Origin of the sequence: Streptomyces albospinus, from assembly GCF_014648695.1 — a bacterium.
GTDB lineage: Bacteria > Actinomycetota > Actinomycetes > Streptomycetales > Streptomycetaceae > Streptomyces > Streptomyces albospinus.
In genome coordinates this window covers 79,533-103,585 of record NZ_BMRP01000013.1, presented here as the reverse complement: position 1 = coordinate 103,585, position 24,053 = coordinate 79,533, and the positions used below count along the sequence as shown (strand labels likewise).

At 71.4% G+C, this 24,053-nt stretch carries 20 protein-coding genes and 2 pseudogenes; 12 read left to right on the top strand and 10 right to left on the bottom strand.

The window, feature by feature from the left end; all coding sequences use genetic code 11:
- Positions 1 to 12 precede the first annotated feature (12 nt).
- The 10 genes and pseudogenes from IEZ17_RS19445 to IEZ17_RS19400 all read left to right on the top strand — a co-directional run.
- Positions 13 to 1,239: an RCC1 domain-containing protein gene (locus tag IEZ17_RS19445; protein ID WP_229852395.1), complete on the top strand. Its 1,227-nt coding sequence runs from the start codon at positions 13 to 15 to the stop codon at positions 1,237 to 1,239.
- A 99-nt stretch (positions 1,240 to 1,338) separates the two neighbouring features.
- On the top strand, positions 1,339 to 2,556 hold the full coding sequence (locus IEZ17_RS19440; protein WP_189301804.1) for an RCC1 domain-containing protein: 1,218 nt from the start codon (positions 1,339 to 1,341) through the stop codon (positions 2,554 to 2,556).
- Between the two features lie 89 nt (positions 2,557 to 2,645).
- On the top strand, positions 2,646 to 3,179 hold the full coding sequence (locus IEZ17_RS19435) for a hypothetical protein (RefSeq protein ID WP_189301802.1): 534 nt from the start codon (positions 2,646 to 2,648) through the stop codon (positions 3,177 to 3,179).
- A gap of 11 nt (positions 3,180 to 3,190) precedes the next feature.
- Positions 3,191 to 4,108 carry a hypothetical protein gene (locus IEZ17_RS19430; RefSeq protein WP_189301800.1) on the top strand — a complete coding sequence of 306 codons (918 nt, stop codon included), beginning with the start codon at positions 3,191 to 3,193 and terminating at the stop codon, positions 4,106 to 4,108.
- Between the two features lie 120 nt (positions 4,109 to 4,228).
- Positions 4,229 to 5,533: a hypothetical protein gene (locus IEZ17_RS19425; protein WP_189301798.1), complete on the top strand. Its 1,305-nt coding sequence runs from the start codon at positions 4,229 to 4,231 to the stop codon at positions 5,531 to 5,533.
- Between the two features lie 219 nt (positions 5,534 to 5,752).
- Positions 5,753 to 6,088 carry a PASTA domain-containing protein gene (locus IEZ17_RS19420; RefSeq protein ID WP_229852394.1) on the top strand — a complete coding sequence of 112 codons (336 nt, stop codon included), beginning with the start codon at positions 5,753 to 5,755 and terminating at the stop codon, positions 6,086 to 6,088.
- Positions 6,089 to 6,514: 426 nt separating this feature from the next.
- On the top strand, positions 6,515 to 6,865 hold the full coding sequence (locus IEZ17_RS19415; RefSeq protein WP_189301796.1) for a hypothetical protein: 351 nt from the start codon (positions 6,515 to 6,517) through the stop codon (positions 6,863 to 6,865).
- Between the two features lie 191 nt (positions 6,866 to 7,056).
- Positions 7,057 to 7,305, top strand: a pseudogene (locus tag IEZ17_RS19410) (flotillin family protein); the annotation flags it as partial.
- A 370-nt stretch (positions 7,306 to 7,675) separates the two neighbouring features.
- Positions 7,676 to 7,837, top strand: a complete 162-nt coding sequence (locus IEZ17_RS19405; RefSeq protein WP_189301794.1) for a hypothetical protein — start codon at positions 7,676 to 7,678, stop codon at positions 7,835 to 7,837.
- A 511-nt stretch (positions 7,838 to 8,348) separates the two neighbouring features.
- Positions 8,349 to 8,678 (top strand): annotated as a pseudogene (locus IEZ17_RS19400) (PucR family transcriptional regulator); the annotation flags it as partial.
- 132 nt (positions 8,679 to 8,810) lie between these two features.
- Here the strand turns inward: IEZ17_RS19400 and IEZ17_RS43880 are convergent.
- Positions 8,811 to 9,578 carry a GIDE domain-containing protein gene (locus tag IEZ17_RS43880; protein ID WP_268249833.1) on the bottom strand — a complete coding sequence of 256 codons (768 nt, stop codon included), beginning with the start codon at positions 9,576 to 9,578 and terminating at the stop codon, positions 8,811 to 8,813.
- A 110-nt stretch (positions 9,579 to 9,688) separates the two neighbouring features.
- Here IEZ17_RS43880 and IEZ17_RS19390 point away from each other — a divergent pair, with 110 nt between their 5' ends.
- Positions 9,689 to 10,387, top strand: a complete 699-nt coding sequence (locus IEZ17_RS19390; protein ID WP_189301790.1) for a LysE family translocator — start codon at positions 9,689 to 9,691, stop codon at positions 10,385 to 10,387.
- A gap of 124 nt (positions 10,388 to 10,511) precedes the next feature.
- Here IEZ17_RS19390 and IEZ17_RS19385 read toward each other — a convergent pair whose 3' ends face one another.
- The 3 genes from IEZ17_RS19385 to IEZ17_RS19375 form a co-directional block, all read right to left on the bottom strand.
- Complete coding sequence (locus tag IEZ17_RS19385) at positions 10,512 to 12,356, bottom strand: phospholipase C (protein ID WP_189301789.1); 1,845 nt, start codon at positions 12,354 to 12,356, stop codon at positions 10,512 to 10,514.
- A 218-nt stretch (positions 12,357 to 12,574) separates the two neighbouring features.
- Entirely contained in the window at positions 12,575 to 13,822 is a 1,248-nt protein-coding gene (efeB, locus tag IEZ17_RS19380; RefSeq protein WP_189301977.1) for an iron uptake transporter deferrochelatase/peroxidase subunit, read from the bottom strand.
- Positions 13,823 to 13,888: 66 nt separating this feature from the next.
- Positions 13,889 to 15,151 (bottom strand): EfeM/EfeO family lipoprotein, encoded by a 1,263-nt coding sequence (locus IEZ17_RS19375; protein ID WP_189301976.1) that lies wholly within the window; start codon positions 15,149 to 15,151, stop codon positions 13,889 to 13,891.
- Between the two features lie 220 nt (positions 15,152 to 15,371).
- On the opposite strand from IEZ17_RS19375, the gene IEZ17_RS19370 reads away from it, so the two are divergent.
- Positions 15,372 to 16,208 carry a COG4705 family protein gene (locus tag IEZ17_RS19370; protein WP_189301786.1) on the top strand — a complete coding sequence of 279 codons (837 nt, stop codon included), beginning with the start codon at positions 15,372 to 15,374 and terminating at the stop codon, positions 16,206 to 16,208.
- 27 nt (positions 16,209 to 16,235) lie between these two features.
- Here the strand turns inward: IEZ17_RS19370 and IEZ17_RS19365 are convergent, their stop codons facing one another.
- The 6 genes from IEZ17_RS19365 to IEZ17_RS19340 form a co-directional block, all read right to left on the bottom strand.
- Positions 16,236 to 17,015, bottom strand: coding sequence for a class I SAM-dependent methyltransferase (locus tag IEZ17_RS19365; RefSeq protein WP_189301784.1), 780 nt, complete (start codon positions 17,013 to 17,015; stop codon positions 16,236 to 16,238).
- Positions 17,016 to 17,148: 133 nt separating this feature from the next.
- Positions 17,149 to 18,366: an aminotransferase class V-fold PLP-dependent enzyme gene (locus tag IEZ17_RS19360; protein ID WP_189301782.1), complete on the bottom strand. Its 1,218-nt coding sequence runs from the start codon at positions 18,364 to 18,366 to the stop codon at positions 17,149 to 17,151.
- A 5-nt stretch (positions 18,367 to 18,371) separates the two neighbouring features.
- The gene (locus IEZ17_RS19355) at positions 18,372 to 19,721 is read right to left on the bottom strand and encodes a pyridoxal-phosphate dependent enzyme (RefSeq protein WP_189301780.1); all 1,350 of its coding nucleotides are present in this window, start codon (positions 19,719 to 19,721) and stop codon (positions 18,372 to 18,374) included.
- Complete coding sequence (locus IEZ17_RS19350) at positions 19,718 to 21,193, bottom strand: Y4yA family PLP-dependent enzyme (RefSeq protein ID WP_189301778.1); 1,476 nt, start codon at positions 21,191 to 21,193, stop codon at positions 19,718 to 19,720. Before IEZ17_RS19350 ends, IEZ17_RS19355 begins: the two co-directional genes overlap by 4 nt.
- A gap of 176 nt (positions 21,194 to 21,369) precedes the next feature.
- Positions 21,370 to 22,542, bottom strand: a complete 1,173-nt coding sequence (locus tag IEZ17_RS19345) for an alpha-hydroxy-acid oxidizing protein (RefSeq protein ID WP_189301776.1) — start codon at positions 22,540 to 22,542, stop codon at positions 21,370 to 21,372.
- Between the two features lie 261 nt (positions 22,543 to 22,803).
- The gene (locus IEZ17_RS19340) at positions 22,804 to 23,922 is read right to left on the bottom strand and encodes a hypothetical protein (protein ID WP_189301774.1); all 1,119 of its coding nucleotides are present in this window, start codon (positions 23,920 to 23,922) and stop codon (positions 22,804 to 22,806) included.
- Between the last annotated feature and the right edge of the window lie 131 nt (positions 23,923 to 24,053).

The following is a 24,053-nucleotide window of genomic DNA, read 5'->3' as shown; positions in this document are numbered from 1 at the left end:
AGGACGGGTGGATTGCGAAGGACGACGAGCAGGACGCGCAGGTCGGGCAAGGGGTGGGGCACCCGGCGGGTGGCGCCGGTGGTGGCCGCGGTGCTGGCGGCGCTCGCCGGACCGGCCGTCACGGGACCGGCACAGGCCGCTCCCGGACCGGAGGTGTTCAGCTGGGGCGCGGGAGACGCGGGCCAGTTGGGCAGTGGGGGAACCGGAGACCGCTGGTCGCCGGGACCGGTGATGGGACTGCACCGCGGTGAGGTGCGCAGGATCTCCGCCGGAGGGACGGGCAGCGGCGACTCCTTCGCCGTGGCGCAGTTGGAGAACGGAACCGTACGTGCCTGGGGCCACGGCTCCGCCGGGCAGTTGGGCAACGGCAGCCGCGCCGACCGGGGCACCCCGGACGTCGTGAACGGGCTGCGGGACGTGAACGATGTCGCAGCGGGCGGCGCGCACGCGCTGGCCATCAGCAAGGGCCGGGTGTGGGCCTGGGGCGACAACGGCGACGGCCAGCTGGGCAACAACCGTTCCGGTGACGACAGTACGGCTCCGGTGCGCGTACCGAGCATCTTCATGGCGCGGCAGGTGGCGGCCGGCTGCGACTTCAGCCTGGCGCTGATGGAGGACGGCACGGTGTGGTCGTGGGGGAACGGCGCCCGGGGCCAACTCGGCACCGGCGACCGGAAGTCCGAATCCGTACCTCAGGAGGTCAAGGGCCTGAGCCATATCTCCGAGATCGCGGCGGGGTGCCACCACGGGCTCGCCCGCACCGAGGACGGCACCGTGTGGACCTGGGGGGACAACCTCAAGGGACAGCTGGGCGACGGGACCGGCAAATCCAACAGCGCCGAACCGGTCAAGGCCCGGTGGCTGCGCGACATCCGCAGGATCACCGCGGGCGCGGACCACAGCTTCGCGATCCGCAACGACGACACCGTTTACGGGTGGGGGGAGAACCGGGACGGCCAGCTGCTGGAGTCCGACCCGTCCGACGGCACCGGCGTGAGCCGGACCAACCGCAACACGCCCGTGGCGATCGACGCGCTCGAAGGGGCCCGCGACCTGGCCGCGGGGCGCGGCCACGACCTCGCCATCCTCGACGACAAGGTGGTGGCCTGGGGCGCCAACGGCGAGGGCCAGCTCGGCGATGGCACCGCCCACGCCCGCTTCGCGCCGGTGACCGCCGCCCGCGGGGACTTCCATCACGTCGCCGCGTCCCTGGCGGGCAATTCGAGCTACGCGTATTGACCCTGCTGCCCTGCGCGCAGGACCTCACCTCATCTTTCGTACGGCGCTGGAGCCTGCCTCCGCGCCACCACCTGTGAAAGGCATGCCTGAATGCAGAAGATGCAGACAGCCCGACGTACCCGGCGCCGGCTGCGCGGGGTGTGCGGCGCGGTCGCGGCCACCGCGGCACTGGCCGTGATCGCCGGGACGGCCGCACCGGCCACGGCCGGTACCGCATCGCCCGATCCCTGGGTCTACAGCTGGGGCCAGAACGCCTCCGGTGAGCTCGGCAACGGTTCCACCGTGGCGCAACAGACACCGGGCCCTGTCCAGGGACTGGCACGCGAGGACGTGAAGTCGCTGGAGGCGGGCGGCAACACGACCACGGGCCCGTTCGCTGTGGCCTTGCTGAAGAACGGCACGGTCAAGTCCTGGGGCGACAACACCTTCGGCCAACTCGGTAATGGAACCACCACGGCCCGCTCCTTCCCGGCCGCCGTCGCGGGACTGGACGGCATTCGGTCGATCGCCGTGGGCTGCCACCACGCCCTGGCTCTGAAGAACGGGCGGGTATGGGCCTGGGGCTACAACGAGTTCGGGCAGTTGGGCGACGGCACGAACAGCGCCAAGAACACCGGGGTCCCCAGGCCGGTCGCCGTACAGGGCCTGGACAAGGTCAAGGCCATCGCCGCCGGCTGCCGTACCAGCCTGGCGCTCCGCCAGGACGGCACCGTCTGGGCATGGGGCGCAAACGCCCAAGGCCAGCTGGGCAACGGGAACACCACCGACCGCAACACCCCGCAGCAGGTCCCCGGACTCCAGGGGGTGACCGCGCTCGCCGCGGGGACACTTCACGCGGTCGTCCTCACCAGCGACCACAAGGTCAAGAGCTGGGGCTACAACGGCAACGGCGAACTGGGCAATGACAGCACCGTCAACAGCACCTCGCCCGTCGACGTACCGCACCTTGAGGGCGTCGCCAAACTCTACGGCGGTCCGCACGACACCTTCGCGGTCCTCGAGGACGGCAGCGTCAAGGCATGGGGCTGGAACGCCGCGGGCCAGCTGGGAGAAGGCACCAAGACCAACCGCACCGCCGCTGTAGCCATCGACGGGCTGACCGGCGTGCGGGAACTGGCCCCCGGGCGCGACCACACTCTTGCCCTACGCGACGACCAGTCGGTCGTTTCCTGGGGCGCAAATGCCAACGGCCAGTTGGGCAACGGCAATGCGGCGGCCGCGGACCGGGCCGAGCAGCCGGTCGCCGTGCTGCCCGCCCACAGCGAGGTGACCCACCTGGCCACGGGCCGCAACGCATCCTTCAGCTTCGCCTACTGAGCCGTCGGGCACCGGCGGCGCCCGAGCGCCACGCCCGGCGCCGCCGTGCCCACCACCTCGATCGACACACGTCATGAAGGGAACCACCGATGAACCGTCGTACCACCCGAACCCGCACCGCACTCGCCCTCGCCGCCGCCGTCTGTGCCGCCGCCCTCTGCGGCGCGCCCGCCGCCACCGCCGCCCCGCTGCCCGCGCCGCACGCCGTTTCCGCTCCCGTGGCCGCGCCCGAGCCCCCGTGCGACGAGAACGACAAGCAGTGCCAGGAGGAGAACAAGCGCGGGCAGGAGGAGAAGCAGGTCGACTCCGGGCGGGACCAGGTGTCCAAGGACTCCGAGGCGGCCAAGCAGGACATCTCCAAGGCCAAGGACCAGGTCGCGGAGTGCAAGCCGGAGTCCAAGGAGTGCATGGGAAAGCTGGCCGGCGACGGAGCGGAGCAGAAGCAGGGGATGGCGGACACCCAGAAGAAGCTGGACGGCTTCCACCCCGAGGCGCAGAACGACGCCGGCGCCGCGGTGGGCAGCACCTGCGACAACTTCGCGAGCATGCTGCCGGGGGCGACGGTGGACCACCACGACGGCGAAGAGTCCCTCGCCGACATGTGCGAGTCGATGGCCAAGTGAGCGACCACACCATGAGCCGATGCTCCCGCACCTCCGGCGGCCGTCGGATCCGACGCTCCCGCCTCCTGCCGGCGACCGCGCTGGCACTGGCCACGCTCCTCCCGGCAGCCGGCTCGGTGGCCGCCGAGCCACTGCCCCAGCCCCACCCCCGGTCCGCTGAGCCGGCAGCCGATCCCGCACAGGAGGCCCAGGGCCCGACCACCCCGTTGCCCGGGGCCCCTCCCGCCATTCCCCAGGCACGCGCGTACGACAAGAACAACAGGCCGATGGCGTCGGTGGCTCCGGTGCTGCGCTACTGCAACAAGAATCCCAAGGGCTGCGACTTCAAGATGACCCGCGCCTTCCCTGTGCAGTTCACCAGCGTGGTGAAGTCCCTGGGCAACGCGGTCATCAACTGCACCAACAAACCAATCATCGTGGAACGCACCGTCCAGCTCCAGACCGGCAGCCAGGACAACCTCGGCGGTGAGATCACCGGCTCCATCGCCCTGGAGGGCCACATCAACGCCTCCGGGGAGGTGTCTGCGGGCGTCAACGGCGAAGGCAACGTGACCGCCAAGACCCCCGTCATGGACAAGGGGCCGATGGCCGAGGCCGGTGCCAAGGTGGGCGCGAACGGCAGCGGCAAGGTCGGCGGCGAGGTGGGCCTCAAGGCCACCTTCTCCGGCGCCTTCAAGGCCCAATACCAGCGCACCTGGACCACCACCCACACCGAATCCACCATGTACCGGATGGAGGTCAAGAGCGGAGACACCCTGGTCTTCGCCGCCAACGCCGCGATGGAGCGCATCTTCGGCATCCTGACGACCAACAACGGCCAGCGGATCACCAACGTCATCGTCGACGCCCCGTCCTCGATCAACACCAGCTCCTTCATCGCCCGGACCGACACCACACCCGGCGCCACCTGCAACCAACTGCGCCCCTGAGGCCCCGGGCACCGGCCGCGCGGCGGTGTCACGGCACCGCGGCACCGCCCCGGTCCGCGGCACCGCCTCCGGCCTGGCCCCGCTCCCCGCCGACCTCGCACGAAAGGCCCACACAAGCCCGTGACCCGAACCGGTCGATCCCCCCACCGGCGCCATCCGGCACGTACCGCCACCGCACTCGCCGCCCTGGCCGGCACCCTGCTGGCCGGGCCGGCCCTCGCACCGCAGGCATCCGCGGTCACCGCCCGCCAAGTGCCGGTCATCAACGGTGACTTCACCGCGCCGAACTTCACGGCCAGCGGCAGCGGCGACAAGCTCACCGGCTGGACCGTGCAGTACCCGTTCCGTCTGCTGCCCGCCGACGCCAACCACCCCGACGGCCTCGCCGCCCTCCTGCTGCGCAACAAACGCACCACGGACCAGAGCGTGAGCCAACGCCTGCGCGGCGTACGGGCCGGTGCGCAGGTGACCGTCACCTTCGACGACAGCACCGGCGGGCTCAAGAGCGCCTGTTCCAAGGATCAGATCGCCGGCGGCCAGCCGTACACCCTGCAAGGCTCCGGCGGCACCCGGCAGACCTTCACCACCGACCCGGGCAGCACCGACTGGCACCGCGACCGCACCTACACCTTCACCGCCGACGAGAACGAACCGCTGATCACCTTCGCCTCCGCTCAGACGAAGGGATCCTGGGACTGCGGCCCGCTCCTCGCCAAGGTGCGCGCCACCGACGTACCGCCCCCGGTCGACAAGTCCATCGACAAGAACGCGCTGCCCACCGCGGAAGCCTTCGAAGGCAATGAGCGCATCGACGCCAGAAAGGCCGCCGACCACTGCGCCGGCAGCCGCAACAACTGCACCTTCACGGTCGATACGCCCTACTCCTACACCTACTACGACAAGGCGCGCGTGGTCGGCGAGTCGTATCTCAACTGCACGCGCAACACCGTCAGTCACGACCGCCCGGTCCGCTTCACGGGCGGCTCCTACGACAGCCTGAGCCAGAGCGCGGACATCGACCGGCTGCCCAACTCCAAGGACAACCTCCACCAGCAGTTCCTCAGGGGCTTCGCCAAGAGCTCACCCGAGCCGTGGCGTTGGGACACCGTCACGGACCGCAGGATCCACGAGACCATCGAGGCCGGCGAGGCGTCGTGGATCGAGGGCCAGGCCGGACGCCAGCGCGTCGACGGCTGGTTCATCGGCGAGGGCGAGGCCCCTGACAAACAGATCCGCCTGCACGTCGTCGCCGACGGGCCGTCGGCGTTGGTTCCCGACCGCATCTACCAGCGCACCGGTCCGTTCACCGCGGCCGAGAAGAGCCGCTGCCGCTCCGACCGGCCGTCCGCCGCCACCCCGGTGGACGCAGGCGCACCGGCAACAGGCACCGACCGGGAGGGCAAGGGGGGCAACGGAACACCCTGACCACCGACCGGCGCACGTGAGGGGCCGGGCTGCCGGCCCCTCACCGTGCTGCCTCTCGCCGGACTCCTGGGCGATCCGTACGACAGGGCCGCGGCGCTGAACACCGCCCGGATGCCCGACGGCGAATCGCCCGGCGGCGAGCCGTCGTTCCCTACCCTGCTCCGCAGAAACCCGTTCTCTCCCCGGCCTCAAGCCCCGGGCAGCCACGAAGGAATCCCCGTGAACAAGCCCCTGAAGAAGACCGTCACCAGCGCAGCGCTGGCCCTCGCCGCCCTCCCGCTGTCCGCGCTGGCCCTGGCCGCCCCGGCCCACGCCGACGACGGCACCATGCCGAACGTGAGCGGCAGGGGCCTGGTCTCCGCCTACCAAGCCCTCAACTACAGCACGCATGTCCAGCTGAAGGACGGCCGGGGCACGGGCCGCCACGTCCTGTGGCCCGGCAGTTGGAAGGTCTGCGACCAGCAGCCGGCTCCCGGGGCCCGACTGGAGCATCAGAAGATCACGCTCACCGTGGTCAAGACCAAAGAGCAGTGCGGCACGCGGACGGCCGGCTGACGTCCCCACCAGAACCAGCTCCAGCACCGCGGTGGCTTACGGGCCGTGCGCCCCGTTCGGCCCGTAAGACCGGGTGGCACAGACCGGCGGAGACGATCGGCGCCGCCACCCCGGCGCCCTACGCGCACCCCCCACGTGCCAACGACTGGTTCGTGGGTATCACCGGGCACCGAGCACGGTCCGGTGGCGAGGAGAACCGACTCCGAGGCGGCTCCGCCGGGAAACCCCACAGGAAGCGGCAGGCGCTGCATGACGGCGGGATGGTGACGACGAGCGAAGGTGCGGAAAAGGGGCGTCCGGAGGGGCTTCCGGAGGGCTTCCGGGGGCGGCCGACGGGGCTGCGCTGCTGGCGCTGAGTGACGGTCATCATGCGCGTACAGCACGGGCGTTGGGGGTTCGTGAGGCCGGCCGAGATGCGGTGATGGTGTGTACGCACTGGTGGCGCCGGGACGGGTGGTGTCGGAGCGCGACGCGGCGGCGGCGCTGCGGATCGTGGGCGGGCATCTGGCACTGGGACCGGCGCGGAGGTCGTTCGGGCTCGCGGTCGTGATCATGCACGGGGGCGGCGACGGGGACCATGTCCTGGTCCACAGCTGGATCGAGGCGGACATGTCCGACCTGGCGGTGTCCCTCGGTCCGGCGGGGCAGCCGGACGGCCTCCGGCCGGGGCGGGCGGAGCCGGCGCCCTGCGTGCGGGAGGGGCTCCACACGATACCCGCGGACACAATTCAGTCCCCGGGAGTCCGCGTCGTCGCCATCTGCCTCAGTCGTCGCTGAGGCTCCGGCATCGCGGGGCTTCCGGGGGCCTAGCCAGAGCCACGTCAAGGGTCTCCTGCCAACAAACGTCTTTGTCGACGGTGCGGCTCTCCGGTTGTCTGGTGTAATAACCAGTTTCCTCCCGATTTGGCCAGAGTCAAGAGGGGAAGCGAAGAGACCTGAGCAATCCGCCGCGACGTCAAGGGAACGTAAAGACCGAGACCGCTGCCGCCCGGGCGAATACGGCGGGCCCGCTCGCCGAGGCCGCACGCCGGCAGGAGGTCCCGTCCGAGCAGGAGAAGGTGGCCGAGCGGCAGGCGGCGCCGACCGACCGCGAGCTGGACACCAAGGTCCGCAAGCCCGCGGACGCCGCCCGCTACCAGGCCGAGCAGGAGGCCGAGGCCCGGCGGATCGCCCAGGTCAAGGAGGCCGAGGACCCGGCCCGCGCGACAGCGGCGACAGCGGCGACAGCGGCGACAGCGGCGAACGGCCGGATCGAGGTCGCCGACTAGCCTCGCCCGCAGAGCAGTTGCCGCCCCCGATGCCGCCCCTGACGTGCACGCTTCATGGCAGAGCAGGGGCGGCAGTCGCCTCCGGGGCCACCGCACCAACCATGAGCGAGCATCCAACTACCCATAGCAATCATCCCTTTTGCCTGAATTTTCACATAAAATCCTTGTTAGCGCTACTGGAGCGACGTAGGGTCGATAGCGTCGCGGCGGGATCGTTCCACCGGAACGAATCTCAGGAACGCCCCGACGGGCGCGCCGAATCGCCACCAGAGCACGATCCGGGGAAGCCGCGGCGAAGCTCGATGCACAGGAGGCGAAGATGACCTTCAAGGCACTCTTCCCCCGACTCCGCAAGGTCGATCGCGGAGGCTGGGGTGACTGGGGTGACTGGGATGACTGGGGTTGGGGCGGCGGCTTCCGCGGTTGGGGTCGTTGGGGCCGTTGGGGCCGCAGTGACAACGTCGTCGTCATCGTCCGGTAGTGACCTGATCCGCTGCCGGCGCAGCCGACCGACAGCTGACAACGACTGAGTGTTGTGTCGGGTCCACGGACCCGGTGCACGGCCCGAGGCGGGCCCGCGAGTGCCACGCGGGCCCGCCTCTCATGCCAACGTCCGTCATGGGGACGGGATCATCGCCCGGAGCGCGTTCTTGCCGGGCTCAAGGCGTATACGGCCTCGCCGGTGCGCTCACTCGGTGCACCCGGTCATCACCGAGGGCGACCGGACGCACCCTTCGCCGGCGCGCCGGAAGCGGACGGCCGTCGGCGGACCGGATGCCGGGCGGGAACGCGACGCTCGGGCGGGAGCGCTGCAGACGTGTCGGACCGTCCTTGCAGGTCTGCGGCCCGAGGGCGGGAAGCATCGCCGCCGGGTCGACCCGGCAGTCCAGAGGGCCGGCCGGGCGGCAGGGGCCGACCGCTCGCCTGGACTGCCCGCACCCCCCGTACGTGAGGAAAGCGTCAGGAAAACACATGAAGGGGTGAGGGACGGCGTGACGGGGCGAGAGCTGCCCGAGGGGTTTCTGGAGGGGTATGCGGGAGTTCTCACCGATGTCGCACAGACCGGGCGGCGACTGAACCGCGATGAGCTCCAGTCGCGGCGCGCCGCGGGGGAACGGGGCGCCGAGGCGGGGCACAGCCTGCGTGCCCTGGTCAATGCGCACCTCGCGGTGACCCGGACCGCGTGGCCGCGGACCGCCTCGGCGTCGGCCGACAGCGTGCTGGCCGTGGTTGCGCAGGCCGTCGACGCACCGGCCGGCGGGTATGAGCGGGCGCAGCACCTCGCGGTACGCCAAGAGGATGCCGCGCGACGCCAGTTCATCACACGGCGGTGATCGGTGCCCGGCTGCTGGACTGGCCGGCCAAGGAGTTGTGAAGAGCGGGGAAGAAGAGGAAGAGGGGGAAGAGGGGGAAGAGGGGGCGGAGTTGGAGACGGCCCATGGTGTGTGCGGGGGTCAGCGGAGAGCGGCGAGTACGAGGAAGACGACCCCGGCGATCGCGGCGAGTCCGGTGCCGATGCCGTAGCCGAGGACCTTGTTGTTCTCGCCGCGGAGGAGTTCCTCCTCGGTCTTGACGGACATGACGAAGACTCCGCCCTCGGCGGGGGCGGCCATCGCGAGCACGCCGCCGGCGTCGCCGGCCTCGCCGTGCACGTAGAAGTGGCTGCCGGGGCGGACGATCCACTCCTCGCGCCGGTAGCCGATGGTCCCGTCGCCGCCGCCGAGGTTCAGGCGCAGCGGGCCGAGTTCGAGGCGGTTGCCGTTGTCGGTGTGCGGGTCGAAGCGGTCCAGGACCTTCTCCGCGCCGATGACGCTCTCGTTGCCGGGGCGGACGACCATCATGCCGGTGGCGTCCGCCACCAAGAACGCGGTGGAGCTGGAGTGTTGGGAGACCACCTCGGTGCTGGTCCGGCGCCTGCGGTTGCCGTTGCCGTCCCGGTAGGTCTCCTCGTACCTGCGGGTGATCTTGTGCTTGTGCCAGACGCACTCCAGGTTTTCCAGTTCGGAGCGGAGTACGCCGTTCTCGTGCGGCCGGGCCTGGCCGACCACCTCGCATCGGTAGCGGAAGTGCCCCTCCCCCGCGGCCCGGACCGCCGCCTCGTGCATGGCCCGCAGGTCCTGGACCGGAAGCGTCTCGGTGCTCTCCATCGCGCGGGCCCGGGTGTTCGCGACGCGCACCAGGTACGCGCAGCACACCGCCACCACCAGGCAGGCCAAACCCATCCAGATCACGACAGCGCCCTTCCGTCCGGCTCCTCCCCTGACCGCGCGACCCTACCCGGGTCGGTCGGAAGGGGGACGACCGCGGGCCATGGTTCTCCTAGGCTCTTGGCATGCTCACTTCGCTCTTGTGGTTCGCCGGCGTCGCCGCGCTCATCAACGTCACGCCCGGGTTGGACACCATGCTCGTCCTCCGGACCTCCGTCGCCCATGGCCGGACCGGCGGCCGGGCCGCCGCGCTCGGCATCCTCACCGGCTGCCTGGCCTGGGGCGCGGCGACCGCCGTCGGGCTGACGGCGCTGCTGACCGCCTCCCGGCTCGCCTTCGACACCCTGCGGATCGGCGGCGCCATCTACCTGGCATGGCTGGGGGTTTCGGCCCTCTGGACGTCCCGGCGGCGGTTCGCCGGCAAGACGGCGGAGGACGGCGAGGGGGCGGCGGACGGCGGTGCCGACGCGGTCGTGGCCGCGGTGGCGGAGGACGGGTCCACCGACGGATCGCCCCGGCGCGGACGGCGGGCCGCCTTCCGTGCCGGGGTCGCCACCAACCTGCTCAATCCGAAGGCGGGCATCTTCTACATGAGTCTGATTCCGCAGTTCATTCCGCACGGCGCATCGGTCTTCGGCTCCACGCTGCTGCTCACCGCGGTCGATGTGGCCGAACTGGCGCTGTGGTACTGGGTGGTGTCCCACGCCGCGTCGGCCCTCGGTGAGCGGGTCCGGCGGCCGTCCTTCCGGCGCCGGATGGAGCAGCTGAGCGGTGTGGCGTTCCTGGGGTTCGCCGCGAATCTGCTGCTGGCGGAGCGGGCGTGAGGCTCGCCCGCCGGCGGTCCCGGCGGGCGAGGGCAGCGGGCGAAGCGGCGGAAAGCAGCGACGCCCGGCCGGATCACCGCTCGGGGCGGCGATCCGGCCGGGCTGCGGGCCGGTGGAGCGGGCGTCAGGCCGCGCCCTGCTCCTTGCGGCGCCGGAGGGCGAAGACCGTTCCGGTCGCGCCTGCCGCGAGCACCGCCGCCGCGATGCCGACGGGCACGACGGGGAAGCCGGACGCGTCACTGGCCGAGGCGGTGTCCTGCATCGCGGGGCCCGGGTCGATGGAGGTGTTCACGGGCGCCACGGGGCGGATCGGGCCGACGGACTTGACCGAGCCGTCGGCGTTGAGCAGCACCTGCTTGTTGTTGGGGTGCCGGAAGTCGAACATGCCGTTCAGCGAGCCGGCGCGGGCGTCGAACGAGGCGTCACCGATGCGGCCGGTGTGCCAGTTGTCCTCGATGAACCTGATGATCGAGGTCTGCTCGGTGGCGGTGTGGTCGATCTTGTTGGTCTTGCTGTACGGCGAGATCACCAGCAGCGGCTGGCGGGTGCCGGGGCCGCAGCGGTCCGCGTAGCCGCCCGCGGCGGCGGGGCCGGACTGGCAGGCCGGGCTGTCGGTGGCCTTGCCGTTGGAGCCGGTGGAGGTGTCCTTGGAGCCGTTGCGGGGCTTGGCGTAGACGTGGTCGTACCAGCCGTCGGAGTCGTCGTAGGCGACGACCACGGCGGTGTCCTTCCACTGCGGCGACTGCTCGATGCGGTTGATCTGGTTGACGAGGAAGTGCTGCTCGTCGATCGGGTCGGAGTAGCCCGCGTGGCCGTCCTGGTAGGCGCCGGCCTTGAGGAAGCTGACAGCCGGCAGCTTGCCCGCACGCAGCGCCGCGTCGAAGTCGCTGAGGTCGTAGTTGTGGTTGGCCTGGCCGGCGTGGCCGATCTCGTTGACGCTCTTCGGCGGCAGGTGGTGCGGGTTGGAGGTCGACTTGTAGTACTGGAACGGCGAGTGGTGCGGGCTGTAGTCGACGACCGGCGCGCCCCCGACGTTGGTGTGGGTGGTGCCGCTGCACTTGGCGTAGTGGCCCTGCTGACCGTCCCACGCGGTGCTCGGCCGGAAGCCGCCCTGGAACCAACCCCAGCTGACCTTGCGGGAGTTGAGGATGTCACCGATGTTGCGGCCCTGCATCGAGGCGACCGCGTTCTTGCTCTTGCGGTCCTTGCCGGAGCAGTCGTCGTAGGCCGGGTCCGGGTCGTTGACCATCGTGCCGACGCCCTTGACGTCGGGCGACTGGACCGCTTCCTTGTCCGGCTTGGCGGTCTGCTTGGGGTTCTCGGTGCCGGAGGCCGGATCCATGGAGATCACACCGTGGGTCTGGCCGGAGACGAGGTTGATGGCACCGGGGGTCGACGGTCCGTAGACCGACCCGAAGGAGCGGTCGTTGAGGGAGTAGTGCTGGGCGTAGTTCCACAGCCCGGTGACGGTGTTGCCGTCGTAGTAGTCCATCACCAGTCCGGGCTCGCCGAAGAGGCCGCCGGAGCACTTGCCCGAGTCGGTGTTCTGGACGAACTTGTCGGCCTTGCCGCCGTTGTACGCGTACTGCTCGGGCCCGTAGTCGTGGTTCTGGTCGCAGGTCATGGCCTGCTTCGGGGTGAGCCGCTTGGGGGCGTACTGGTTGGGGTTGTGCTTGAGCAGCCCGGCGGTGCGCAGGTTGTCGATGTCCCGGGGGGTCCTGGGCGACGGGGTGAACTTGGTTCCGTCGGTGTTCGCGGCCTGCGGGTAGGTCGCGAAGTAGTGGTCGAACGAGATGTTCTCGTCGAAGAGGACCACCACGTGTTTGATCGGGGTGGCGGTGCCGGAGGCGCCGCCGTGCGGCTGACCGGCGGCCAGTGCGGGGGCTCCCCCACCCACGGCGGCGAGGGCCACGGCACCCGTGAGGGCTCCCAGGGTCCGTATCGCTGCTCTGCTTCCCCTACTGGTCATGCTGGTTATTCCTCCGGGCGGATCGAGTTGGTCCGTACGTCCGGATGCTCTGCCGGACGGACGGCGGCGGGGCAGAGCCATGATGGCGCGAAAGTGAACACCGAGTCAGGTATCCCAGGCCAAACCTTGACCCTCTGTTGACCTTTGGGGCCACGGAGCGGCTCGTATCCCAGTACTACGCGAGCAAGGCCCGTCCTGCCAGGCGACGCACGCCACGATTACGCCGCGAGGAGCGCCCGGCCGTACCAGTCGGCGGTGTCGCGGACGCCCGGCAGCGCGAAGAAGTAGCCGCCGCCGAACGGTTTTATGTAGTCCGTCAGCGGCTCGCCGGCCAGCCGGTGCTGGACCGTCTCGAACTGGCGGGCCAGGTCCTGCTGGTAGCAGCAGAAGAGCAGGCCCATGTCGAGGTTGCCGTTGCCGTCCATCCCGCGGTCGTAGTTGTAGGCGCGGCGCAGGATGCGCTGGTCGGCGGTGGCGGCGGTCCGTGGGTTGGCCACCCGGATGTGGCTGTCCAGGGGGATGATGTCGCCCTTGGGGTCGCCGGGGTAGTTCGGCGTGTCGTGCTCGTGGTCGCCGTCGAGGGGCGCGCCCGTCTCGCGGGCGCGGCCGAACATCCGCTCCTGTTCGGTCAGCGAGACCCGGTCCCAGAACTCGACGAGCATACGGATCAGGCGGACGACCTGGTAGCTGCCGCCGGCCGCCCAGTCCGGCTCGCCCTGCCCCTTGCCGACCCACACCAGGCGGTCCATCTCGCGGGCCGATCCGGTGTCCGGGTTGCCGGTGCCGTCCTTGAAGCCCAGGAGGTTGCGGGGGGTGCCGGTCGGGCGGGGCGGGTTGGCGAAGCCGTCCAGGCGCCAGCGGACCTGCATCCCGCCGCGGGTGTGCCGGGCGATGTCGCGCAGTGCGTGCAGCACCGTGTCGGTGTCGTCCGCACAGAGCTGGAGGCTGAGGTCGCCGTGGCACCAGTCGGCCTGGAGGTCGTCGTCGGGGAAGGCCGGCATCGGGGCGAGACGGCGGGGCGCCCGGCCGTGCAACCCGAAACGGTCGTCGAAGAGGGAGGCACCGACGCCGACGGTGACGGCGAGCGCGCCGGAGGGCAGCCGGGGGCCCAGGATGCCGGAGTCGGCGGGCGGGCCGGTGATGCCGACGGGCTCCGGGACGCCGCCGCCGGCCAGGAAGCGGGCCCGTTCGGTGACGGTCCGCAGCAGGTCGGCGAGCCCCTGGCGGTCCGCGGCGGTGACGTCGAAGGCGAGGAACGCGGTGACCCGGCGGGGCGGGGCGAGAACGGCGCCCTGGTGCGGTCCGTGGAAGGCGACGGCGGCCGGCGAACCGTTCGTCAACTGCGGTCCGGGCACCGGGAGTTGCCCGCCGTTCTGCGGCGAGGCGGGGGCGGCGGCGCCGGCCGCGAGTCCGGCGCCGGCGAGCGCCGCGCCGCGCAGGAATCCCCGTCGGCCGACCCCGCTCATGTCACCGCTCACCGAAACCCACCGTTCTTCTCTCCACCTGTCCCGTTCTCCATCTGTAGCGCCGCCTCAGACCGTTCTGCGCGGATCGCACAGGGTGGCCACCGATGCCAGCCGCTCCACCAGGTTCCCCAGCACCGCGTTGGTCTGCTGCCGGCGGCTTCGGTCCAGCTCACCGAGCGGTGTCCACCGGCCGTCCGTGCGGAAGCCGTCCAGCAGTTGCTGGGTGCGGTCCAACTCACGGTCCAGTTGCGGGAGTTCGGGGAGCCTGGTGGCGAGCAGGGGTCGCAGCCGGGCGAGTACCGCGCGGGTGCCGTCGAGGTTGGCGCGGGCGGTGGCGAGGTTGCTGCCGCTGCCGTAGTCGGTGCGGCCGGTCAGCTCGAACTGCACCGTGTTCTCCAGGATTTCGTGCGCCCGCAGGCCGAGCGCGGCCGGGTCCATCCGGGCCTGGGCCCAGTCGTCCCGCAGCGCGGTGACCGCGTCGGCGAGCGCGGTGGCCGGGGCGCGCAGGGCGTCGGCTGACTCGCCGTGCCACAGGCCGTACTCGACGCGGTGGAATCCGGTGAACTCCGGGTCGTGCACACCGCCCGCCAGGCCCGCGGTGGTCCCGTTGATCTTCTTGTCCGCGTCGCCGAACGCCCCGTAGGCGGCGCCCAGCCGCTCGTAGGTGAGATGGGCGGGCAGCCAGGCGTCGCGGGCCGCCGCCGGATCGCCGCCGGTGACGGCGTCGCGGAGGGCGTCGGTCTGCCGGACGAGGTCGTCGAGTCCGCCGGCGACCCACCTCTGGTAGTCGATCGACGGGCCGATCAGGTCGTGCTGGGTGATCGGGGCGGCGGCCGGGCCGCTGCGCCCGCCGCCGGTGATCCGCACGGTGGGCCCGGTGACCGCGTCGGCGTCGTCCGGCAGGCACATGAAGGCGTACGAGCCCTGGCCGAGCCGGACCCGCAGCTGGCGCGTGGTGCCGGGCCCGATGCCCTCCACCTCGCCGTAGACCGCCCCGGTGTCGACGGCCTTGAGGTAGACCTCGGCCGCGTTGCCGGAGGTGTTGTGGAGGTCGAAGACCTGGGTTCCGGGGCGGGGGTGCTGCCAGCCGTGGCCGCAGCCGCTCGGGGAGACCTCGATGCCGGTGTGCGGGAGCCCGTCGGCCGCCGTCGCCCCCTCCTCGGCGGCGTCCGGGCCGCCGGTCAGCACCAGCACGGCCACCACGCCGCCCGCGAGCAGTACGCTTCCGGCACCCCAGATACGAGGCGACCGCAGCCGGGCAGGGCTGGGTCGTGGCACTCCGGGCCTCCTGGGGTCGCGCAAGGGAAGGGATCTGTTCTCGCCGCACATGCTAGGCAGGCGCAACGCCTCCGAACATCCTTCCGCCTTCCTAGATGCCAAGAGTTCCCCCGGGGTTCATCGGCCGGTTGATCGATCATTCGCCGGCCCCGGCCCCGGAGGGGATGCGCCGTTGCGCCCCAGGGGGTGCGCACACCCGACCTGCGATCGTCTACAGTCCTGTAGACGATCGCAGGTCGCGAAACGGCGCATCGCGCCGGAAGGGCGGAACATGACGATGGGGCAGCCGAGCAGCACGACGGTGGCGGCGCCGGCGGAACGGCAGCGGCACCATGGGGCCGCGGGGCCCGGGGCGGGCTGGAGCAAAGTACCCGAAGTCACGGCGCTGTTCTGGGTGGTGAAGATCCTCACCACCGGTATGGGTGAGACCGCCTCGGACTACCTGGGCCGGACGCTGGGCCCGATACCCGCCGGTGCGCTCGGATTCACCGGTTTCGCCCTGCTGCTGGTGGCGCAGTTCCGGACCCGGCGCTACCGGGCCGGGATCTACTGGTCCGCGATCGTCATGGTCAGCGTCTTCGGCACCATGGCCGCCGACGTCGTCCATGTCATCGCCGGCGTCCCCTACGCCGTCTCCACCGCCGCCTTCTCCGTCGCGCTGGCCGTCATCCTGTTCGCCTGGTACCGCTCCGAGGGCACGCTGTCCATCCACAGCATCCGCACCCGCCGCCGCGAGACCTTCTACTGGGCCACCGTGCTCGCCACGTTCGCCCTCGGCACCGCGGTCGGCGACCTGCTGGCCGGCACCCTGAACCTCGGGTACCTCCCCGCCGGCATCGTCTTCGGCGTGCTGATCCTCGTGCCCGCACTGTCCGGCCGGTTCCTCGGGCTCAACGCGGTCGCCGCCTTCTGGGGCGCGTACATCCTCACCCGCCCGCTCGGCGCCTCCTTCGCCGACTGGATGGGCGTCTCGGCCGGCCGCGGCGGCCTCGACTGGGGTACCGGGCCGGTCACGCTGGCGCTGACGGTGCCCATCGCGGCGCTCGTCGGCTACCTGGCGGTCAGCGGCAAGGACTCCCCGAAGGAGACGCTCCCGGACGCCGCCTGAGCCCGGGCCCGCCCCGTGGAGCGATCCCTAACGGATCGCCACCAGGACGTAGCTGTCGCCGAACTGCCAGACCGGTACGACGTGTGCGAAGCCGGCCTGGAGGAGCAGGGCGGTGTGGTCGGACACGGACAGGCCGTTGCCGGCACCGTAGCCGTCGCTGTCGCCGTCACCGGGCGTGCGCTGCCGGCGGCTGCGTTCGGCGAGCGGTTCGGCCAGCTCCGGCTCGTCCGCCACCGCCGTCCACCAGGACTCCCAGTCCTCGTTGGCGTACGCCTGCTGCCGTTCGGCGCGGCGGTGCCCGACATGGGTGGCGAGCCCGGCGGCGACGGCGTCGCGCTGCGGAAGGTGGTCGCCGTTGATCAGGGCACCGCCGGGCCGCAGCAGGGCGGCGAGCTGGGTGTAGGTGCGCCGGAGGGCGGCTTCGGGGAGGTAGTGCAGTGCGGTGGTGGAGACGGCGACGTCCAGCGCGCGGCCCAGCGCCAGGGCCTCGGTCCAGCCGTCCTCGCCGATGACGGTGTCCACGTACCGCGCGGCCGAGGAGTGGTGGGTGCGGGCGAGTTCCAACAGCAGCGGGTCCATGTCGACCGCCACCACCTCGGCGCGGGGCAGCCGTTCGGCGAGCCGGGCGGCGAGCGATCCGGGGCCGCAGCCCAGATCGACGACCAGCGGCCTTTTCTGACCCTGCGTCACATACTCGACCACATCGGCGATGACCGTGAACCGCTCCTCGCGGTCGATGGCATAGCGCCGCTGCTGACGCTCCCAGCGCTCCACCCACAGTTCCGCAGCCGCCATGCTCAGCCCCATCTGGTCGCGCCACCTCTGCCGTTGCACACCCGCGATAATCAGTCCACCACGAGGCTACAGGTGGAAACGGTTTCCATTAGCCATAAGGGGTGTCTTTCACCCCCGAGGGGCAGCCACCCCCGAGGGGCAGCGCTCACGCCAGGGAGACGAGGACGGCGAGCAACCGGTCGATTTCCTCCGGGGTGTTGTAGACATGCAGGCTCACCCGCACCGAGCTCGACCGCTCCCCCGCCCTCCCCTGGCAGTGCCCGTCCGTCCGCACCATGAAGCCGTGGCTGAAGAGGATGAAGCCCAGGTCGCGCGCGCCGATGTCGCGGTGCCGGAGGGTGACGATGCCGCAGCGCTGCTGGACGGGTGAGTCGACCGGCAGACTGCGCTGGCAGCCGAGGATCTCGTATGCGTCCAGCTGCCGCAGCCCGTCGGACAGCCGGGCCGCGAGGGCGACCGTCCAGCGCGCGATCCGGTCGGTGCCCGCGGCCTCCAGCCAGTCCAGTGCCGCCGCCAGGCTCGCGACGCCGGTCGTGTTGGGACTGCCGCGCCATCCGCCGGGGACGAACTCCGGCCCGCGGGCCTGCCGTGCCCACAGGGCACCGGAGCCGGGCAGCGCCAGGGCCTTGTGCCCGGAGAACGCCACGAAATCGACGTCGAGTTCGGCGACCGAGACCGGCAGATGGCCGATGCTCTGCGCGGCGTCCAGGCAGATCGGCACATCCGGCCCCACCGCCCGCCGGATCAGGTGGACGTTCATGTTCCCGCCGTAGACGTGGTGCACATGCGTGGCGGCGACGAACCGGGTGCGCGGCCCGGTCAACTCGGCGAGCGCCGCCGGGTCGTAGTCTCCTGACGACGTCTGGTACGGCATCTCCCGCACCCGGATCCGCACGCCCTGCCGGGCCAGCCGGTCCCGCGCCTCCAGCCACGGCGACAGATTGGCCTCGTGATCGGCGAACGGGACCACGATCTCGTCCCCGTCACGGAGCAGTTCGGGCAGCCAGTCCTGGGCGAGGACCCGCAGCGCTTCGGTCGTCCCGCCGGTGAAGTGGACGGCGGAGCGGGCCGGATCCGGGTCGTCGAGGAAGGTCCTGATCCGGTCGCGGGTGTCGGCCACCAGCGCCGTGGTGGCATTGGCCCACGGGTAGGAGCCGCGGCCCGCGTTGGCGTTGGCGGTGGTCAACTGGGCCTGTACCGCGTCCAGTACGGCCTGCGGCTTCTGCGACGTCGCCGCGCTGTCCAGGTACGCCAGCTCCGGATTGCCGGTGATGATCGGGAACTGGTCACGCAGCGCGCGCTGCCACGGGCCGAACTCCGCGAACAGCGCCGCACTGTGGTCACGCGCCGCAATCGGGGCCATACCGGTCAGTCCCGCACCAGCGGAGCGCCGGCGTCCCGCCAGGCGATGACGCCGCCGCTGAGACTGCGGACGTCGGGATGGCCCATGCGCGACAGCAGCGCGGCATAGCGGGCCGACTGCTCGCCGACCGGACAGACCAGCAGCACCGGCTGCTGCTTGCCGAACGGCAGCCCGCCCCGCACCAGTTCCTCGAAGAGTTCGTCCACGATGTTGATCGACCCCTCGATGTGCAGCGCGGCGTACGCGAACGGGCTGCGCAGGTCCACCACCAGCGGACGGTCCTGCACGATCCACTTCTGGGCGTCGTGGGTGTCGATGGCGCCGGCCGCGGCGATCTCGGCGGTGGTCAGATCGGCCACCGCGTTCCTGCGGGGCGGCAGGCGGAACAGATCGGGGCGGCGCTGCCGGGTGTATCCGAGATAGCTCTCGATGCGGTCGCAGACGATGAAGACTGCCGACTTGCGCGGACCGTTCGCCGCCGCACCGTCCTGGCTTGCCGTCAATTCGTCGTCCCACGCCCGGAGATGGCGCACCGTCCCGTAATACGCCGCCCCGCCGGTGGGCCCCGCCAGGATGCCGCAGCGGCGGGCCAGGGTCAGCATTCCCTCGATGGCCTCGTCGGAGCTGACCGACTCCATGGTGTCGTAGGTCTCCGGGGCGAAGAGACCGACCTCGTGGACCTCGTCGAGGGTGCGGATGCCGGGGATGAAGTCGGCCTTGCCGGCGACCAGGCCGACGACCCTGACGTGCGGATCGTGCTCCCGCAGCACCCTCGCCACCCCGGTCGACGAGCCCGCGGTGCCGACACAGGCGATGAACCAGTCCGGTGCCCGCCCGTCCAGGTCCTTGACGATCTCCGGGCCGGTGCCCGTCGTGTGCGCCTCGGTGTTGCGGTCGTTGAAGTACTGGTCGGTGTGGAGATAGCTGTGACCGGGCTCGGACAGCTCCCGGTGGAAGAGGGTGAGGGGGTCGTCGGTGTTGGTCGGGTCCAGGCATTCGCTCTGCCCGGGAAGCTCCTCGATCTCGGCGCCCAGCAGCAGGAGCAGATCCTTGATCTCCGGTATCCGCATCCGGTTCGTCACGCTCTTGAAGGAGAGTCCGTGCATGCCCGCGATCACGGCGAGCGCCTTCGCGGTGTTGCCGCTGGAGAGTTCCACGACCTGGCTGCCGTGCGCCACGGCGTCGGCCAGCCCGGCGCGGGCCATGTTCCACGCGGCGCGGTCCTTGACCGAGCCGAAGGGGTTGAGCAGTTCCAGCTTGGCGTACAGGTCGATGTGGCGCAGGCCGTGCACGGCCGGATCGATGCGGACCAGCGGGGTGTTCCCGATGGCCTCGGTGATGCTGTCGTACCTCATGACTCTCCCCCCGGACGTGTGATCGGCCAGTACTGCTCGTCGAGGCACCAGTGCCAGGAACCCTCCGCCTGCCAGGCGGCGACCTTGCGCGCGACGGGCTGGTGCTGCGCACCGCTGGTCTGGAAATCCATGCAGTAGCCCGCGGTGTTGGCGAAGCCCAACAGCTCGCCGGGCCGGGGCAGCCACGGCAGGAAGACCATCCGACGGGTGATCAGATCGGCCTCCAGGCAGAGGCTGCCCGCCAGATAGACGCCCACCGGCTCACCGCCACCGGCGGCGCGGGTCCCGTCCCGGGCGAGGAGTACGGGATCCATCAGCACCCCGTGCTCCTCCAGTCCCGCGTCATCGGCCTTCATCGCCAGGCGGACCAGGTGGTCGCCGCTGTCCGTACGGCGCGCCTCCAGCACCCTGGCCAGCACCAGCCCGCACTGGTCCACCAGGGCGCGCCCCGGCTCCGTGTACAGGTCGTAGAGGTTCTCCAGCAGCAGGGTGGCGAGCGGCCGGCCGCCGAAGGAGGGGGCGGGCAGGGACAGCAGCTCGTCGAGGTAGCGTGCGCCGGCGACCGGGCGGTGGGCCGGGTAGAGGGCGAGCGAGCCGCGCAGGGTGCCCGCGTCGTTGCGGAGCCCGTAGCCGTGTCCGCGCCAGGTGATGGCGGGCCGCCGGCCCAGTACGGCGGCGGTCAGCGCAGAGGTGTAGCGCTCCCACTGCTCGCCGTGGGCGAGGTAGTCGACGCCGAAGCCGCCGCCGATGTCCACCGCGCGGGGCCGCAGCCCGCGGCTGCGGCAGGCGTCCAGGGCCCGGATGCATCCTTCGAGGGCGCGGGCCTTCTCCTCCAGGCTGGTGGTGTCCAGGTGGTAGCCGACACCGACCAGTTCGACCGCGTCCCCGTGCCGCTCGACCGCCTTCAGCAGATGCTCCAGCTCTCCCGCCGGGGAGCCGAAGCGGCTGGGCCGGGTACGCATCCGGACGCCGGGCCCGTCGAAGGCGGAGAGCCGTAACACCACGCGTATTCGGGGGAGTTGGCGGTCACCGACCAGGGTGGCGAGCTCCTCCAGCTCACCGTACGAGTCGACGTTGACGGTGACGCCGGTGCGGGCGGCGAGCCACCGGAACTCCGGGTTCTTGGGTCCGGTCGCCATGATGCGGTCGGGGGTGAAGCCGGCCCCCAGCGCATGCTGCAACTCGCCCAGCGAGGCGACGTCGATGGCCGCGTCCGTCGCCGCGAGCCGCCGTACCAGCGCGCTGGAGCGGTTCGCCTTGTGCGCGAAGAACACCCGGCCGGCCAGCCGGTGCGTACCGTACGCGGCGCGGAACCGCCGGGCGTTCTCGGCGATCTGGTCCGGCAGTACCACGTTCAGCGGCGAGCCCAGCGCGTCGACGAGGGTGTGCAGCAGCGCCCCCGACCGCAGCAGCGACGCCAGACGCTCCTCCAGGCGAGGCTCCAGAGACAGCGGTTCCGGAGACAATGGCACAGCAGCCGCCAAGAGACCCCCTAGAAATGGACACGACGCATCCCGCTCAGTTCGCGTTAACCACTTCCCCCTCCCGGCGGCCTTTACGCCCGAGTGCGCCCGCGCGCCGGGGCTTGGCCCGAGTGCGCCCGCCCGCCGGGACTTCGCCCGATGCCGAGCCCGGCGGGGGGCGCCGGTCAGACGCGTACCAGGGCGTCCGGGCGCAGGTCGGCGAGGGTCGGGTAGCCGTCCACGGCCATCAGGAGATCGGCCTCGGCCAGCAGCGAGCGCAGGACGTGGACGATGCCGTCGGCGCCGCCGAGGGCCGCGCCGTAGGCGTACGGGCGCCCGACGGCGACCGCGGTGGCGCCGAGGGCCAGCGCCTTGACGACGTCGGTGCCGGTGCGGACACCGGAGTCGAACAGCACCGGCAGGCCGTCGGCGGCGGCCACCACGCCGGGCAGCGCGTGGAGGGCGGGCAGACCGCCGTTGGCCTGGCGCCCGCCGTGGTTGGAGCAGTAGATGCCGTCCACCCCGCCGTCCCTGGCACGGCGTACGTCCTCGGGGTGGCAGATGCCCTTGAGAAGCAGCGGCAGGTCGGTCAGGGAGCGCAGCCAGGGGAGGTCGTCCCAGGTCAGCGGGTTGCCGAAGACGCCGGCGTACAGGCCGACGGCGGCGCCGGGGTCCCCTTCGGGCGACTTGGGGAGCCGGGCGCGGAAGACCGGGTCCGAGGTGTAGTTGGCCAGGCAGTGGCCGCGCAGCTGGGGGAAGTTGGCGGTGGCCAGATCGCGCGGGCGCCAGCCGAGGGTCCAGGTGTCCAGGGTGACGACGATGCCCTTGAACCCGGCGGCCTCGGCGCGCCGGACGAAGCTCTCGGCGAGCTCCCGGTCGGCGGGGGTGTAGAGCTGGAAGAAGCCGGGGGTGTCGCCGTACTCGGCGGCGACCTGCTCCATCGGGTCCGCGGAGAGCGTCGAGGCGATCATCGGTACGCCGGTACGGGCCGCGGCCCGCGCGGTGGCCAGATCGCCGTGCCCGTCCTGGGTGCACAGGCCGATCACCCCGATGGGAGCCATCAGCAGCGGCGACGGGAGGGTCATCCCGAACAGGTCCACGCTCAGGTCGCGTTGGGCGGCGCCGGCCATCATCCGCGGCATCAGCCCCCAGCGCGCGAAGGCGCTGACGTTGGCGCGCTGGGTGCCTTCGTCCCCGGCGCCGCCGGACACGTAGGACCAGACGGACGGTGGCAGGGCGGACTCGGCGCGCGCCTCCAGGTCGGCGAAGGCCATCGGCAGCCGCGGCAGTTCGCCGCGCAGGCCGTTGGCGTAGATCTCGTTCTGGTAGTCGCCGAAATTCTGGTGCGTAGGCGCCATCTTCTCCGTCTCCCTGGTGTCGCGGTGGCTTCGGTTTTCCGGGGTCGCTTCGGTTCTCTTCGGTTCTCTTCCGTATTCTGTAGAACTCCGGTGCGTTGTTCCGGCTGTCTCCGGTGCGTCCTGGTGCGTTCTCGCCGCTTCCTGCAACGTTCCTCACGTCTTCCGCGGCGGCCTGCCGCGGAAAGCACGCGACGGAGCCCGGTCCCCACGGACCGGACCCCTCCCCTGACGTGTGTTTCCTGTTTGCATTCTGACTGACTGTCAGCCGCCCTGTCCGGACACCGTGTTCGGTCGGCACAGGTGCAGCTCGCCGACCGGGTCGGCCGGGTAGGAGTGGTCGAGCTGCCAGCCGTGCTCGGCGGCCACCCGGAGGACGGCATGGGCGCCGGCGCCGCGGAAGTGCCAGGTGTTGACGCCGACCCGGCGCAGGATCCGGCCCCACTCGTCGGCCTTGTACCCCTTGCTCGGGTCCCTGGCCAGCTCGGTGCGGAACTTCTCGGCGAGGTGCGTCCTCAGATGAGCCACGTAGGCGTCGGGGCTGCGGCGCAGTTCCAGGGAGCGCACCCGCGGCATGAAGACGAAGGTGAGCAGCGGCATCAGCACCCGGCAGGGCAGCGGGCCCCAGGGTGCGCCGGGCGCGGGCGACGGGCTGTTCGGGGCGGGGACGCCGTGCTGCTCCGGGGGCGGCATCATGCGGAAGAGGGGCAGGTTCTCGGACGCGGGCCGGTAGTTGTCCCAGTCGACCGCCCAGCCGTACTGCTGTGCCATCCGGTCGACGCGGCCCGGGCCCAGGCCGCGGAAGTAGCGCAGCTCGATACTTGCGGTGGCCCGGCGGACGCCGCTCGGGAGCAACTCGGCGGCTCCCCAGCCGCTGTTGCGCTCGCCCTTGCCGATGCGGTCCTTGAGCAGCGGTTCGGTGAACGGCTCCCAGTCCTCGGGCCGGCCGCTCCACTCGACGCGCAGCCGCCGCCAGGAGATGCCGGCCCGCACGAAGCCGAAGGCGATGGCCGGCGGGCCGACACTGGCGTTGGAATCGGCGTCGATCGCGATGGCCAGGACGGTCAGGCAGATCGCGATCAGTGCCCAGAGCGGGATGTAGAGGAACTGGAGCACGAACTGCGCGACGAGTCCGACCCGCGAACGCCGCGGCGCCGGGCCGAGGTCGGGCTGCGGCTTCGGCCGGACCGGTTGCGGCGGGTCGGAGAGGGAGATGCGGTTGTCGGGCCGGGTCGGTACCGGGTGTCCAGGAGCACCGGGGGCGCCGGGAGTTCCGGGGTGTGCCGGGTACCCGGGGTTGGCGGGGATTTCGGCGGGCGCCGGTGCCGCGGGGGGGCGTGGGGGCGCCGTAGCCGGGGTGGCCGGCCGGAGTGCCGTGGACACTGCCGTGGCCGGGGTGGCCGCCCTGGTGCGGGTATCCGCCCTGGTTTCCGTAGCCGCCCTGGTTGCCCTGGTAACCCTGGTTTCCGTAGCCACCGTTGATGCCGTTGATGCCGTTGATGCCGTTGTTGCCG